We start from the raw sequence: 15,649 nt of genomic DNA, 5'->3' as shown, positions 1-15,649 counted from the left end.
AGGCAGGGGCCACGGATCACGGGGGATCAGTCATGGCGGACGGCGTCGAGCCGGGCAAGGTACGGCAGTTGTGGCACCTGCTGGAGCCGCTGCACGCGCTGCTGTACTACGCGCCGGAGGTGTTCGAGGAAGCGGCCGGCCTCGGATACGGCACGGAGGAGCGCTGGCCGAGCTACTTCCCCTTCCGGGCGGCCCCGTTGGGGGCGGTCGGCCCGGAACGCGTGGCCTCGGCCTTCTACAGCTTCAGCCCGCGCATGGTGGCCGAGCACATCGCGGGAGCCTGGAAGGCGGCGTCCCCGGCGGAGGTGCTGGCCGCGCGGCTGCGGGGCATCGACCGGGCCTACCGCGCGATACTGGGCGACGAGCTGATCGGCCGTCCGGAGCTGGCCGAGGCCGCCGCGCTCGCCCGGCGCGCCGCCGAGACCGCGGACATGGCGGGCCGCCCGCTCGCCGCCGCCAACGCCGAACTGGGCTGGCCCGAGCCGCCGCACCTCCAGCTGTGGCAGGCGGCGACCATCCTGCGCGAGCACCGCGGCGACGGCCACCTCGCCGCCCTGATGGTGGCCGGCCTCGACCCGGTGGAGGCGCTGGTCTCCTTCGCGGCGATAGGCGCCGCGTCCGTGGAGCGGTTCGCCAGTCGCGGCTGGAGCGAGCAGGAGTGGGCGGCCGGCCGGGAACGGCTGCTGGCGCGTGGCCTGGTGGAGAAGGACGGTACGGCGACGGAGGCGGGCCGCGAGCTGCGGCGCCGCGTGGAACAGGACACCGACCGGCTCGCCGCCGCCCCCTGGCAGGCCCTGGGCCCGGAAGCCACCGAACGCCTCGGCACGCTGCTCGGCGACTACTGGGTCGCGGTCCTCTCCTCCGGCCTGCTGCCCTCGGAGTCCACCCTCGGCATAGGCAAGGCCTGACCCCCTCGGGCCGAGCGCACGGCCGACACCCCCGGCGGCTACGGTGTACCCGCTCGGCACGCGGGAAGACGTGTCCGCAGCGGGGCGGAACCGGGTAAGCAAGGGGAGGGACGCACCGTGAGGCGTCGTGGCAAGTCAGTAGGGAACGCGCGCTCCTTCCGCACCGCGACGGTACTGGTAGCCGCCGCACTCCTGGTCGCGGGATGTGAGGGTCTCGACAAGGACGGTTCCCCCATGGGGCCCGGGCCTGCCGCCGCGGACGGGCGAGCGGTCAGTCCGTTCAAGAATCCCGACGGAACGAAGCCAGGGCTCGCGCCCCTGACGACGGACGCGGACAAGGCCGCGGCCCGCAAGCTCATCGACGAGCTGTCCACAAAGGGCCGGGGGCCCAAGACGGGCTACGACCGCGACAAGTTCGGCTACGCCTGGATGGATACGGCCGACGGGGTGCCGCTCGCGCGGAATGGCTGTGACACTCGGAACGATCTGCTTCGTCGCGATGGCCAGAACCTTCGCTTCCGAACTGGCTCCAACTGCGTGGTCATCGCCATGACGCTGCACGATCCGTACACGGGGACGACCATCGAGTGGCGCAAGCAGCATGCCTCCGAGGTGCAGATAGACCACGTGGTGCCCTTGTCGTACAGCTGGCAGATGGGTTCGTCACGCTGGCCGAAGAGCAAGCGTGAGCAGCTCGCCAACGACGCGCTCAATCTGATCCCGGTCGAGGGCCGAGCCAACTCGGCCAAGGGCGATTCCGGACCCGCCTCCTGGCTGCCGCCCGACAAACAGATCAGGTGCGCCTACGCCGTACGCTTCGCGCAGGTTGCCGTCAAGTACGACCTCGCGGTGACGCCAGGGGACAAGGCGATGATGCTGAAGCAGTGCGGCGGCTGACAGCGGCGACGTGAACTGGGAAAACGCGCTCGGTTTCGAGCTGTCGGCGCGTACGCTCCACACCGTGGCCGATCGCATACAGGAAATCGTGACGCAGTTGCCGGGGCTGACGAGTGTCAGCGACGTGTGCAAGCTCGCTGACCGCAGCCTCGCACGCGGGGACGCCGCCTTCGTCGCGGATCTGGGGACCGCGCTCACCGGCTCGTTCGGCGCGGACAGCGGACGGATCTGGCAGTACCGCAGCGTCATTGAACACCTGCTCCGCCTGCTGGCCACCACCCCCGGTTCCGGAAACGTCGCCCAGGCGCTGCGCCTGGTCTCCTCGGCGGAGATCGCCGACCGGAAGCTGGACCGTTGCACAGCCTCCTTGCTGGCCTCCAGCCACCCGGCAGAGGAACTGGCCCTGGCGTTCGACGGGCAAAGGGCTTCGGAAGAGCTGCGTTCCTGCCTCGTGCACGAGCTGGTACTCAGGGGCGTCGGCGTGATGGAGATACCGGGGATCGCGCAGTGGGTGACATCGCCGAACTGGAAGCATCACTCCTTGGGATGGCTGCCCTTGGCCCTGTCCGATGTGGAAGGGCAGCCGGATCTGCCCAGCTACAGCGCCGACGGCTACAGCTACTCGATGCCGTACGGCCCGTGGGAGGACGGCGGCGAGGCAGTCGTCGCCGGAGTACACGCTCCAGCGGTCGAGGAAACGACGACCGAAACCGTGGCCAAGGGCATCGGCTCGGCGGTGGCCAACTGGGCTGAGGAGTCGAACGGCCGGATCGAGGCTCGCGTCTTCGAACTGGCAGAGCCCCTGGAGGCCGAGAGGGTACCGAGCCTGTTGCCGGCGCTGGGGTTGGAGTGCTTGAAGGGCGCGGCGGAGGAATCCGGCTTGTCGGTCGCAGCCTGCCCGCCCGATGAGGCGTGGCGGTTGCTCTTCGCCGCCGCGTCCACAGGAGGGGCCTACAACTCCGGCATCCATGGTGCCTACGGCCGGCTGGCCGCATGGCAGTCCCTGGCCTCGCTATCCGGGGCCGCGGAGGGCGACCCCGCGGAAGCGGTCGAGGCACGTGCCCGAGCTTGCGCCTGGTACTGCTTCAGCGCCCATACGCCGTGGTTCGAGCAGGTGGCGTGGGACATCGGACTGGTGGCGTTGTCCCCGGACTGGCGACGGCTGGCGGTGCTGGCCGCGACCGACACCGACTGAACAGCGCCGCGCCGGCTCGACGGCGGGGCCGGAAATCCGTTTCCCCGGCGGGCACGGCCTCGTACGGTGACCGCATGGACGTGACGACGGACGTGAAGGTGGCGAGTCTCGCCGAGCGGCCCGAGATGGTGGAGCGGGTGCTGCAGATGCCCGACAGCTGGCCGGAGTTCATCACACAGGACCCGGTCGGCAACGCCCACTATCCGCGCATCGCCCGGGAGTTGCCGCACTACGTCCAGTTCGCCGAGGACGCGCACGGCGAGATCGTGGCGCACGCCCACAGCGTGCCGTTCGCGCTGCACGCCGAGGGCCGGGGCGCACTGCCCGCGCGGGGCTGGGACGAGGTGCTGGTGTGGGCCTTCGCCGACCTGCGGCGCGGGGCCGTCCCCGACACGGTCAGCGCGATCTCCGTCGTCGTCGCGCCGCACGCGCAGGGCCGGGGGCTGTCGGCGCTGATGCTGTCGGCGATGCGGGACAACGCGCGGGCGCTCGGCTTCCGCGAGGTCGTCGCGCCGGTCCGGCCCAGCGCCAAGCACCTCGAACCGCGCACCCCCATGGCCGCGTACGCCCGCCGCCTGCGCCCCGACGGCCTGCCGCACGACCCGTGGCTGCGGGTGCACGCCCGCGCGGGTGCCGTCGTCGACTCGGTCGCACCGGCGTCGATGACGGTGGCCGGCTCGCTGGACCAGTGGCGCGCCTGGACCGGGCTGCCCTTCGACACCGCGGGCGACGTCGAGGTGCCCGGCGCCCTGGTTCCGGTGCGGTGCGAGCCGGACCACGACCGCGCGGTGTACGTCGAGCCGAACGTGTGGATGCGGCACGCGCTGTAACCGCCGCGCGCCGCTGCCGAGCCGCCCCCACGCACCGCGCCCGCCCCCACGCCGGGCCCCGCACCACGCCCCCACGCACAGCCGCACGCGCCGCGCCCCCACACCGCGCCCCACCCCGGGCCCCCGCACCACGCCCCCACGCACCCCCACCCCGCCCGCAGCATGTACCCTTCGCTTCCGCATTCGCGCATACGTACGCACATCCCGAGAGCAGAGGTACACCGCCGTGAAGCACGACGTGGGCGCCGTTGGCGCGGCCGGGTCGCGGACCCGCACCGTGAGGCCGTCGCGATGAAGGTCCGGCGTACCTGGCGCGAGAGCGAGCGCGACGGAAAGAAGGACAGCGGCGTCGACTGGCGCCGGGCCGCGGCCCGGGTGACGGCCGCCGTGGCCGCCGCGCTGCGCGGCCCCCGGGGCTGGGCAGCGGCCGGCGTGGTGGCGGTCGTCGCCCTCGCGCTGGTCGGCGTATGGCTCCTGGACGACGACGAGAGCACCCCGCCCGACCCGCGGGCCCGGCAGTACACCGAGGTGGACGCCTGCCTGCTGACCGGTGAGAAGGGCATCCTCGCGGGCACCCCCGCCGCCACCGTGTGGCAGGGCATGCAGGAGGCGTCCCTGGACACCCGGGCCCGGGTCACGTACATCCCGGTCATGGGCCCGCAGACGGCGGACAACGCCCGGCCGTTCTTCAACAGCCTGATGCAGCGTCAGTGCGAGATCGTGCTGGCCGTCGGCGCCCCCCAGGTCGAGGTCACGCGCGCCGATGCCGGAAAGCACCGGGATGTGCGGTTCATCGTGGTCGACGATGAGACATCCGCCACTGACGGCATCGCGGTAGCAAAGCCGGATGCGCGTCTGAAAGACACGATCGCGGACGATGTCCGGCAGGCCGTGCGCAAGGTCAAGGCGTGACAAACCGGCCCTGATGCCCTGCCCCCGGTAAAGATCAGCTAACGAATACGATCTTATGTGGAACTTATGTGTCCACTAAGGCAAGCTTTCGAGGCTTCTTTTGACGCTTCTCAAGTAAAGGCTTGCCCATGCGTGTTCGCTGGGTGCGTAGCCCTCGCTTGTACCCTCCGGGTGGTTCCGGACGGCGCAGAGCGAGGGCTACCGCACTTTCTGTCCTTGTGTCCCTGTCGTTCATGCTCACAACCGAGACGGCAGAGGCCTCCGGCGCCATCCTGACGGCGCCGAAAATGCCCGAGATGTCCCTCTCGGGTCTGTGGAAGTGGGTGAGCGAACCCGACGATCCGGACACCCCGGACCAGGAGGGCGGCACCGCCCGCGGCAAGAGCCACCACGCCTCCGCCGACGCCACCGACGCCGACCGCGGCGTGGGCCGCGCGCCCGGCAAGGGCAAGGGCGAACTCGACGCCTACCAGCGCCCCGTGGACAAGCCGGAGCAGGCCACGACCGGCCCCGCCCGGGGCACCGGCAAGAGCTTCGACCCGGCCACCAGCAAGCGCGACGCCAAGAAGTCGACGGCCACCTCGGACTACTACGTCAACGAGGACGGCTCCACGACGATCCGCCACTACAGCGGCCGCACCAACTTCAAGGCGGCCGACGGCACCTGGCAGCCGATCGACACCACCCTCGTCAAGGACGAGGAGGGCCGCTTCGAGCAGAAGGCCAACTCCCTCGACGTCGACTTCGCCCCGAACGCGGCCGACGACGAGCTGGCCTCCGTCGGCCTCGGCTCCGGCCGCGCCCTCGCCTACGAGCTGAACGGCGCCGCCAAGGTCCCCGCGACCAAGGGCACCGACGGCACGATCGCCTACAACGGCGTGCTGCCCGACACCGACGTCCAGCTCGTCCCGATCGCCGACGGCTTCAAGGAGAACGTCGTCCTGCGCTCGCCGGACGCCGTCAACTCCTGGGTCTTCAAGCTGGACGCCCAGGGCCTGACCCCGCGCCTCGCCGACAACGGCGACGTGGAGTTCCTCGGCGCCGACGGCAAGGTCGCCGCCACCGTCCCGCACGCCTACATGGAGGACGCCAACATAGACCGGCGCTCCGGTGAGGGCGCGCGCTCCGGAGCGGTCTCCTACGAGCTGACCACCGTCGACGGCGAGCCGGCGCTGCGGATGACCGCCGACCGGGCCTGGCTGGACGACCCCAAGCGGGTCTACCCGGTCACCGTCGACCCGACCACGGTCCTCGCGAGCGAGGCGACGTACGTCCAGACCGACTACGCCTCCAACCGCTCCGCCGAGACCCAGATCAAGGTCGGTTCGTACGACAGCGGCACCACCAAGGCCAACTCGTTCCTGCAGTTCTCCGGGCTCGGGACGACGCTCGCCGGCCAGAAGGTGTCCGCCGCGACGCTGAACGTGTGGGCGCTGTGGTCCTCGACCTGCACGCCGGAGGACTTCTCGGTCTACCCGGTGACCCAGTCGTGGTCGCCGTCGACGACCACCACCTACCCCGGCCCGTCCTACGGCGCCGCCATCGGCACCACGACCCCGAGCCCGGGCGCCTCCTGCACCAACAGCAGCGGCAGCGCGAGCGTCGGCGTGAAGATGCCGGTGACGCTGTCGACCTCGTGGTTCACCCAGGTCGCCACCGGCGGGGCCAACTACGGCCTGGCCATGGCCGCGCCGACCGGTGACGGCCTGCACTGGAAGAAGTTCCACTCCGACGACTCGGCCACCGCCGCCTGGCGGCCCTCGCTGGACCTGACCTACGCGCCGAACACCGCGCCGCAGGTCAACGCCCAGTACCCGCCGGAGAACTTCCAGGCCAACACCCTCCAGCCGGAGCTGCTGGTCTACGCGAGCGATGCCGACAAGTGGCCGAACGCGAGCCTGACCTACAGCTACGAGGTGTACGACGCCGACTCCACCAGCACCACCCCGGTGGTCACGTCCGGCAACCTCACCAAGAGCAGCTGGAAGATCCCCGCGGGCAAGCTGAAGTGGTCCAAGAACTACGCCTGGTACGTGGGTGTGACCGACGGCTACGAGGAGGTCACCTACTCCAGCCGCTTCACCACCGCGGTGCCGCAGCCGCCGGTGACCTCGGGCCTGGCCCAGAACACTGACGGCCACGAGTTCGACCCGTCCGAGGCGAACTACACCACCGACGACAGCGACGCCGACGTCGAGGTGGTCGGCCCCTCGCTGGAGATCGAGCGGTCGTACAACAGCATCGACCCGCGCATCGACAGCGCGTTCGGCGCCGGCTGGTCGACGGTCGTCGACATGAAGGCCGCCGAGGTCAAGGACCCGTCCGGGGCGGTCACCAGCGTGATCGTCACCTACCCGGGCGGTGAGCAGGTCGCCTTCGGCCGCAACAGCGACGGCACGTTCCAGCCCCCCATGGGCCGCTACGCGCGTCTGCAGTCGGTGACCGGCGGCTACACGCTGACGGACAAGGACTTCACGGAGTACGCCTTCAAGCAGGCGACCGCGAAGGCCGGCACCTACGCCATCTCCAGCATCAAGGACTACGCGGGCCGCACCGAGACGTTCACGTACAACACGTCCAAGCAGCTCACGAAGATCACCAACGACACGTCCAAGCGCTCGCTGACGCTGGCCTGGCAGACCCCGACGGGCGCGACCACCGCGCACGTCTCCACGGTCGCCACCGACCCGTCCACCGCGGGCGACTCCAGCACCGCGCAGACGTGGCAGTACAGCTACACCGGCGACCAGCTGACCAAGGTCTGCCCGCCGGCGGACTGGACGCACTGCACGTCGTACACGTACGTCACCGGCAACCACTACCGCACCACGGTCCTGGACGCCGACCCGTACGCGTACTGGCGGCTCGGTGAGGCGGCCGGGGCGACCGTCGCCAAGGACACGGTCGACCTGAACCAGGGCCGCTACAACGGCCTGTACCACAACGTGACCCTGGGCAGCTCGTCGGTCCTCGCGGGCTCGACGCAGACCACGGCCACCTTCAACGGCACCACCTCCTACGTGGAGATGCCCTCCGCGCCGGGTGCCACGCCGTCGTACATGTCGGTCTCGCTGTGGTTCAAGACGACCACGGCAGGCGGTGTGCTGTTCTACTACGGCGACAAGCCGCTGAGCGACGCCGACCCGGTGAACAACACGACGAAGAACACCCCCGCGGTGTACGTCGGCACCGACGGCAAGCTGCGTGGCTGCCTGGCGAACTCCCCGAGCTGCAGCCCGAACATCGTCTCCGGCGCCACCGTCACCGACGGCCAGTGGCACAACGCGGTCCTCACCGGCCAGGCCACCAGCCAGACGCTGTACCTGGACGGTGTCGCGCAGGGCTCCCTGTCGGGCCAGATCAACGACTGGAACCAGCCGTACATCTCGCTCGGCGCGGGTGTGAACACCCAGGGCTGGCCGGCGATGAACCCGAACGACCAGCTCGGGCACTTCACCGGTCAGATGGCCGAGGTGGCCATCTACTCCGAGCCGCTCGACCCGTCGGTGATCACCGCGCAGTACCAGGCCGCCAAGCGGTCCGCCGGTCTGCTCAGCAAGATCACCACGCCGAACGGCAAGACCCAGGCGTCGATCACCTACGGCCCCACCGACGACCTGGTCACCCAGGCCACGGACGGCGACGGCGGCACCTGGAAGCTGAACCCGCCGACCGTCACCGGTTCCTCGCAGGTCTACCGCTCCGCCGTGATGGGCTCCGCCCCGTCCGGCTACTGGCGTCTCTCCGACACGGGCGGCGCCGCGCAGGCGGCCAACGAGATCCACACCGGCTTCGGCACGTACAACACCGTCACGCAGGGTGTGGCGGGTCCGTTCGGCACGGGTGACGTCACGGCGGTGTCCTTCAACGGCACGTCGTCGTACGCGGAGATCCCGTTCACGCCGTGGCACTCCTCCGCCAACCGCGCGGTGGAGCTGTGGTTCAAGACCGCCAAGCCCGGCGTGATCCTCTCGGACCAGTCGACGGCCCCGACCGGCACCACGCCGAGCGGCACCTGGAACCCGCTGCTGTACGTGGGCGCCGACAACAAGCTGCACGGCCACTGGTGGACCACCGCCGGTACCGCCGGCACGGCCTTCGGCACCACCGGCACGGTCACCGACAACCAGTGGCACCACGCGGTGCTGTCGTCCGCGGGCACGACCCAGACGATGTACCTCGACGGCGCCAAGGTGGCCGACTTCACCGGCGCACCGGCCGACCAGTCGAACACCCGCACCTTCATCGGCGCGGGCTACGGCAAGAACTGGTACCAGTCGCCCGGTGACGTCAGCTACTTCACCGGCTCGGTCGCCGAGGTCGCGGCCTACGACCACGCCGTCGGCGAGGACGAGGTCGAGCGCCACTGGTCGGCGTACAAGGCGTCCTCCGGCGTCGCACCGGTGAAGACGGTCAAGCTGACCGACCCCACCAACAAGACGCTGACGTACGTGTACGACGCGGAGATGGGCGACCGCCTGCTCGCCGCGATCGACACCGAGGGCAAGCGGACGACGTACGGCTACGACACGGGCGGCTTCCTGCACACCGTGACGGACGCCAACGGCAACCGCAGCATCACCGGTCACGACGTGCGCGGCAACACGGTCTCGCAGACCGACTGCCAGGACACGGCGGCGAACAAGTGCGCGACGGAGTACTACACGTACTACCCGGACGCGACGACCGCCTTCCCGGCGATGGACCCGCGCAACGACCTGCTCCTCACCGAGCGGGACGCGCGTTCGGCGTCCGCGACGGACAACACGTACCTGACCAGCTACACCTACGACACCGGCGGCAACCTGCTGTCGGTGACCACCCCGCCGGTGCCGGGCAGCCCCAACGGCCGCACCGCCACCACCACCTACACCACGTCCACGACCCCCGCGGCCGAGGGCGGAACGGCGGTGGCCCCCGCGGGCCTGGTCGACACGGTCGTCACGCCGGGCGGCAAGAAGACGAAGAACGTCTACTACGCCAACGGCGACCTGGCCTCGGTCACGGACGCCAACGGCGCCAAGGTGTCGTACACGTACGACAACCTGGGCCGGAAGGTCTCCCAGAAGGAGATATCCGACTCCCAGCCGAACGGCCTGACCACCACCTGGACGTACGACAAGAACGACCAGGTCACCACGGAGACCGCCCCCGCGGTCACCAACCGCGTCACCGGCGCGGTGCACCAGGCGAAGACGACGACCGTCTACGACTACGACGGCAACGTCACCTCGCAGACCGTCGCCGACCTCACCGGCGGTGACGCCTCGCGGACGACGTCGATGACGTACGACGCCTACAACCGCATGGCCACGCGCACGGACCCGGGCGGCGACACCACGTCGTTCGAGTACGACGTCTACGGCAACAAGGTGAAGGAGACCGACCCCGCGGGGAACGTCAACACCTACACCTTCGACGGCGAGGGCCGCCCGCTCACGACCAACCTGCTCAACTACACCGGCGACCCGAACAACCCCTCGGCGCCGACCACGCTGGTGCAGGAGTCCCGGGCCTACGACCCGGCCGGCCGCCTCGCGTCCATCACGGACGCCATGGGCTGGGTGACGGCGTACACCTACACCGACGACGGCCTCACGGCCACGGTCACCCGCAAGGACCCGGCGAACGGCAAGCAGTTCGTCGAGGAGTCCAACACGTACGACATGGCCGGCAACCTGATCAAGCAGGTGACCAACGACGGCCGTACGACGACCACGTTCACGGTGGACGCGGACGACCGGGTGACGTCTTCGGTGCTGGACCCGACCGGGGTCAACCGCACCACCAAGGTGTCGTACGACCCGGACGACAATGTGGTCAGCGAGACGGAGACGGACCCGGCAACGGGTGACGTCGCGACGACGGACTCGCTGTACGACAACCTGGGCAACGTCAAGGGCACCGTCGAGCACGACGGGACCACGGCGCCCGTGGCCCGCTACAAGCTCGACGAGACGACCGGTTACTCGGTCGGCGACTCCTCCGGCGGCAACCGCACCGCTACGCACGGTACGGGGATGCACTGGAACACCGACCACGGTGGCAGTGCCCTGTTCGACGGTGACGCCAACTCGTACGCGCAGACGGACGGGCCGGTGGTCAACACGGCCGGCAGCTACACCGTCTCGCTCTGGGCGAAGGTGACCGACACGTCCGTCAGCCAGACCCTGGTCTCGCAGGACGGCGACCAGGTCTACGGCTTCGTCGTGTACTACTCGACGGGCACGGGCTGGACCTTCGGCCTCCGCGCCACGGACGACACCAACGCCACGCTGGTGCGCGCGCAGTCCGGTACGGCGGCGGTGACCGCCAACGCCTGGACCCACCTCACGGCCGTCTACGACGCCGCTGCCGCGAAGATGCGGCTGTACGTCAACGGCACGCTCGCCCAGGAAACCCCCTTCACCTCCCCGTGGAGCGCGAACGGGTCTCTGCAGCTGGGCCGGCACAAGTGGGGCCCCACCACCTACGGCAGCAACCACAAGGGCGGTCTCGACGACGTCCAGGTGTACGGCGAGGCCCTGACCGGCTCGCAGGTGTCGTCGGTGTACAACGGGACGCTTCCGGCGGCCGGCAGCTCGGTGCACACCACCACCTACAAGCTGGATCAGCGTGGTCTGCCCCTGTCGATGACCGACGCCAACGGCAACACCACCGACTACGGGTACGACGAGGCTGCCCAGCAGACCACCGTCACCGAGCCGGTCGTGAACGCCGAGACGAACGGTGGCACGGCCACGGCCGTCCGCCCGGTCTCGATGACGGGCTACAACACGTTCGGTGAGGCGACGGAGACCTCCGACCCCAACGGCAACGTCACGGTCACCGCCTACGACGCCGAGGGCCAGGAGACCTCGACGAAGCTGCCGAACTACACCCCGCCGGGGTCCTCGACGCCGATCACGGCCACGTCCTGGAACGAGTACAACGACCTGGGACAGGTCACGGCCGAGGTCGACCCGCTGGGCAACCGCACGACGTACACGTACTCGCAGCTCGGCGACGTGGCCTCGGTCACCGAACCGGGCGGCGACAAGACGACGTACGTCTACGACACCAACGGCGACCTGCTCTCGACGACCCGCCCGAACGGCGCCCGTGAGGAGTCCACCTGGGACTACCTCGGCAACGAGCTGACCAGCACGGAGATCGTGCGCCAGCCGACGCAGCGGGCCTACACGGCGATCAACGAGTACAACGCGCCCGGCGGCGACCTCTCGCGGGAGATCAGCCCGACGGGTGTGAGCACGTCCTACAAGTACAACGCGCTGGGCGACGTCACGGAGGTGACCGACCCCGCGGGCAACGTGTCGACGTACACGTACAACATGGACGGCAGCGTCCTGGTCGCCAAGGACCCGGACGGCACCAGCACCAAGAACACCTACGACGGGTTCGGGAACCTGGTCACCAGCCAGGACCTGGACGCGCTGGGCAACGTGCTGCGCACCAGCCGCTCCTCGTACGACCGGGCGGGCAACCCTCAGTCGGTGACCGACTACCGCGGCCACACTGCCACGTTCACCGTGGACGCGACGGGTCTGGTGACCAAGGTGGTGGAGCCGGTCTCCGCGACCGAGTCGATCACCACGACCTACGGCTACGACGTGGCGGGTAACCGCACGCGCTTCACCGACGGTCGTGGCAACCCGTTCATCACGACGTACAACACCTGGGGACTGCCGGAGTCGGTCATCGAACCGTCCACCCCGTCCCACCCCGACCTGGCCGACCGCACCTTCACCACGGTGTACGACGCCAACGGCCGGGTGAAGGAGCAGCGTTCTCCGGGCGGTGTGGTCGTCACCAACGAGTACGACGCCAAGAGCCGGCTCACCAAGACCACCGGTACGGGTGCGGAGGCCGCCACGGTCGACCACACCTACGCGTACGACTCCGACGATCGCATCACGGCCGTCGCCGGTGCGGGTACGGATCTCAATACCTTCACCTACGACGACCGCGGTCTGCTGCTGTCGACGTCCGGTCCGTCGGGCTCCTCCTCCTTCGCCTACAACGGCGACGGGGCGATGACCTCCCGCACGGACGCCTCCGGCACGACGACCTACGGGTACGACACGGCCGGCCGGCTGAAGACGGTCAACGACGGGGCCACCGGTTCCGCGCTGACCTACACCTACGACGTCAACAACAACGTCAAGCAGGTCGACTACGGCACCGGCAAGTCCAAGCGTGACTTCTCCTACGACTCCCTGGAGCGCATCACCAACGACAAGCTGACCTCGCCCACCGGCAAGGTCCTCGCCTCCATCGCCTATGGCTGGGACGAGAACGACAACCTGACGTCGAAGACGACGACAGGGGTCAGCGGCGCCGCGTCGAACACGTACACCTACGACTGGGCCAACCGCATCACGTCGTGGAACAACGGAACGACGACGGAGGTCTACGGCTACGACGCCTCGGGCAACCGCACCCGCGTCGGCGGCGACACGTACACGTACGACGCCCGCAACCGGCTCACGTCGGACGGGCACAACGCGTACACATACACCGCGCGCGGCACCCTGAAGACGATCACGGACGAGAGCGGGACACAGACCCTGCTCAAGGCCGACGCCTTCAACCGGGTGATCAGCGAGGGTGACCGGACGTACGTCTACGACGGTCTGGACCGTGTCCTGTCCGCCAAGGACGGGACGGGTGCCGATGTCTTCAACTTCAAGTACAGCGGCACCGGGAACGACGTGGCCTCGGACGGATACGCGTCCTACAGCCGCGACGCCGGCGGTGCTTTGCTGGGTGTGAAGACGGGCACGTCCTCGGCCCTGGCTCTGACGGACATCCACGACGACGTCGTGGCCCAGTTCACCGACTCCGCGGAAGCGCTGACCGGCTCGGCGACGTACTCGCCGTTCGGCAAGACGCTGTCCTCGGCGGGCATGGTGGGCAACCTGGGCTACCAGTCCGGGTGGACCGACCCGCAGACGGCCAAGGTCAACATGGCCGCGCGCTGGTACTCGCCGCAGACCGGCCAGTTCAACAGCCGTGACACGGTGAGCAACGACCCGCTGCCCGTCTCGGCGAACGCCAACCAGTACGCCTACGCCAACGGCAACCCGATGACGGCCACCGACCCGACGGGGCACTGGCCGAGCTTCATCGACAAGGCCATCAAGAAGGTCAAGAAGAAGGTCAAGAAGGTCGCCAAGTCGGCCTGGAAGAAGACCAAGAGCGCTGTCAAGAAGGTCGCCAAGACCGTCCGCAAGGTCGCCAAGAAGATCAAGAAGGCGGCGAAGAAGGTGGTCCGCAAGGCCCGCCGGGCGGTCCGGAAGGCCGTGCACTACGTGCACGACAGCGTCAAGAAGATCAAGAGATACGTCAAACGCACCTACAAACGAGTCAAGAGGTACGTCCATAAGGTCGTTCAGCACGTCAAGAAGACCGTCCGTAAGGTCGCCAAGGCGGTCAAACACGGAGTAGCCAAGGCGGTCAAGGCAGCCAAGAAGGCTGTCAAGAAGATCGGCAGAGGCGTCAAGAAGGCTGCCAAGGCCACAGCCAACTTCGTCAAGCAGCACGCCGCGACCATTGCCTCCGTGGCGACGGGCGTGGTGGTCTTCGCGGGCTGTACGGCGATCACGGCCGGTGCCGGTGCGATCGGCTGCGCGGCCCTTGCGGGCGCCGCGGCCAACGGCGTCGGCTACATGATGAGCGACGGGCCCAAGTCCGTCGGTGGCTTCCTCGGCGCGGTTGCGATCGGCGGTGTCACCGGTGCTCTCGGTGGCGCGGCCGGCGGCTTGGCCTCCGGCGCGGTGGGCCGTCTGCTCGCCGGTGTCGGCGGCAAGGTGGTCCAGGGCGCGGCCGCGGGTGCCGCGGGCGGTGCCGCGGAAGGCGCTGTCGGTTACGGCGTCTCCTGCGCGGCGAGCGAAGAGGGCTGCAGCGCCTCCGGAGCGGCCAAGGCAGCGGCGATGGGCGCCGCCACCGGCGGCATCTTCGGTGCGGCGGCCAGCAAGTTCGGCCCGAAGGGCAAGTCCCGCCCGGAGCCGGACGGCGAGTCCTCCGGCCCCAGCTGCCGGGTTCCGCACAGCTTCACCGGCCTGACCGGTGTGCTGATGGCCAACGGCACGGTCAAGCCGATCTCCGAGCTCAAGGCCGGGGACTGGGTCCTGACGGCCGAGCCTGGCAAGAAGAAGAAGGAGAAGCACAAGGTCAAGGAGGTGATCGTCACCAAGACCGACCGTGACTACGTGAACGTCGTCGTAGCCACAAAGGCCGGTCCTAAGACGATCCAGACCACCAAGCACCACCAGTTCTACGAGGTCAGCCGGAACACCTGGACCCAGGCAGGCGACCTCAAGGCGGGCTACAAGCTCCAGAACGGTGACGGCGCCGCGACCCTGATCGTCGAGGTCAAGGCGTACACGGCGCAGGAGGTCACGTACGACCTCAGTGTCGACGGTCTGCACACCTACCATGTGGTCGCGGGTGACACCGCGGTTCTCGTACACAACTGCGGTGGCAGCGACCCGGCTCACTCGTCCACGTGCACCTGCGCGTCGGGCGGTCAGCCGCGGATGGCGGACGGAACGATGGGGCCCAACCCCAACCCCAACCCCAACCGTCTGAGTCGCGACAACCAGTACCCGAGCAACTACAGGGCCTCCACCCACCAGGAAATGCAGAACAGGTGGACGGATTCCAACGGAAACTGGCTGGACGAGCAAGGTAATGTCATTCCACGGAACGAACTCACATATGACCACCGTACACCCGTGGTCGATCACTGGAATTCGACGGGTTATAACTCCAGTCGAGCGGCGCGAAATGATTTCTACAACGACGTGGATAATCTAGTGCCGATGCGCCGGTCGCAGAATTCCAGTGCCGGAGGTAGTATGACGGCTCGGTACAGGCAGGACACCGGGCCCAACTACTCGCGATAG

At 69.0% G+C, this 15,649-nt stretch carries 6 protein-coding genes; all 6 read left to right on the top strand.

What is annotated here, in order from left to right; all coding sequences use genetic code 11:
* Positions 1-32: 32 nt before the first annotated feature.
* The 6 genes from IE308_RS27175 to IE308_RS37275 all read left to right on the top strand — a co-directional run bounded on the left by IE308_RS27175 (position 33) and on the right by IE308_RS37275 (position 15,649).
* Positions 33-908 (top strand): SCO6745 family protein, encoded by an 876-nt coding sequence (locus tag IE308_RS27175; protein ID WP_190219949.1) that lies wholly within the window; start codon positions 33-35, stop codon positions 906-908.
* A gap of 234 nt (positions 909-1,142) precedes the next feature.
* Positions 1,143-1,805 (top strand): HNH endonuclease family protein, encoded by a 663-nt coding sequence (locus IE308_RS27170; protein WP_110628651.1) that lies wholly within the window; start codon positions 1,143-1,145, stop codon positions 1,803-1,805.
* A gap of 10 nt (positions 1,806-1,815) precedes the next feature.
* Positions 1,816-3,000, top strand: a complete 1,185-nt coding sequence (locus tag IE308_RS27165; RefSeq protein WP_229909158.1) for a DUF6183 family protein — start codon at positions 1,816-1,818, stop codon at positions 2,998-3,000.
* A 74-nt stretch (positions 3,001-3,074) separates the two neighbouring features.
* Positions 3,075-3,830 (top strand): GNAT family N-acetyltransferase, encoded by a 756-nt coding sequence (locus IE308_RS27160; RefSeq protein ID WP_190219948.1) that lies wholly within the window; start codon positions 3,075-3,077, stop codon positions 3,828-3,830.
* Between the two features lie 291 nt (positions 3,831-4,121).
* Positions 4,122-4,742: a type 1 periplasmic-binding domain-containing protein gene (locus tag IE308_RS27155; RefSeq protein WP_110628649.1), complete on the top strand. Its 621-nt coding sequence runs from the start codon at positions 4,122-4,124 to the stop codon at positions 4,740-4,742.
* A 233-nt stretch (positions 4,743-4,975) separates the two neighbouring features.
* Positions 4,976-15,649, top strand: coding sequence for a LamG-like jellyroll fold domain-containing protein (locus IE308_RS37275; protein ID WP_268256495.1), 10,674 nt, complete (start codon positions 4,976-4,978; stop codon positions 15,647-15,649).

This window comes from Streptomyces griseosporeus (assembly GCF_014656055.1).
GTDB lineage: Bacteria > Actinomycetota > Actinomycetes > Streptomycetales > Streptomycetaceae > Streptomyces > Streptomyces griseosporeus.
The sequence above is the reverse complement of the archived record's forward strand: the minus strand, read 5'-3'. Positions and strand labels throughout refer to the sequence as shown.

Bases quoted from the DNA above. Each gene is read 5' to 3' on its own strand.
- IE308_RS27170 (WP_110628651.1), top strand. From the start codon at position 1,143: ATGGGGCCCGGGCCTGCCGCCGCGGACGGGCGAGCGGTCAGTCCGTTC.
- IE308_RS27175 (WP_190219949.1), top strand. From the start codon at position 33: ATGGCGGACGGCGTCGAGCCGGGCAAGGTACGGCAGTTGTGGCACCTG.
- IE308_RS27160 (WP_190219948.1), top strand. From the start codon at position 3,075: ATGGACGTGACGACGGACGTGAAGGTGGCGAGTCTCGCCGAGCGGCCC.
- IE308_RS37275 (WP_268256495.1), top strand. From the start codon at position 4,976: ATGCTCACAACCGAGACGGCAGAGGCCTCCGGCGCCATCCTGACGGCG.
- IE308_RS27155 (WP_110628649.1), top strand. From the start codon at position 4,122: ATGAAGGTCCGGCGTACCTGGCGCGAGAGCGAGCGCGACGGAAAGAAG.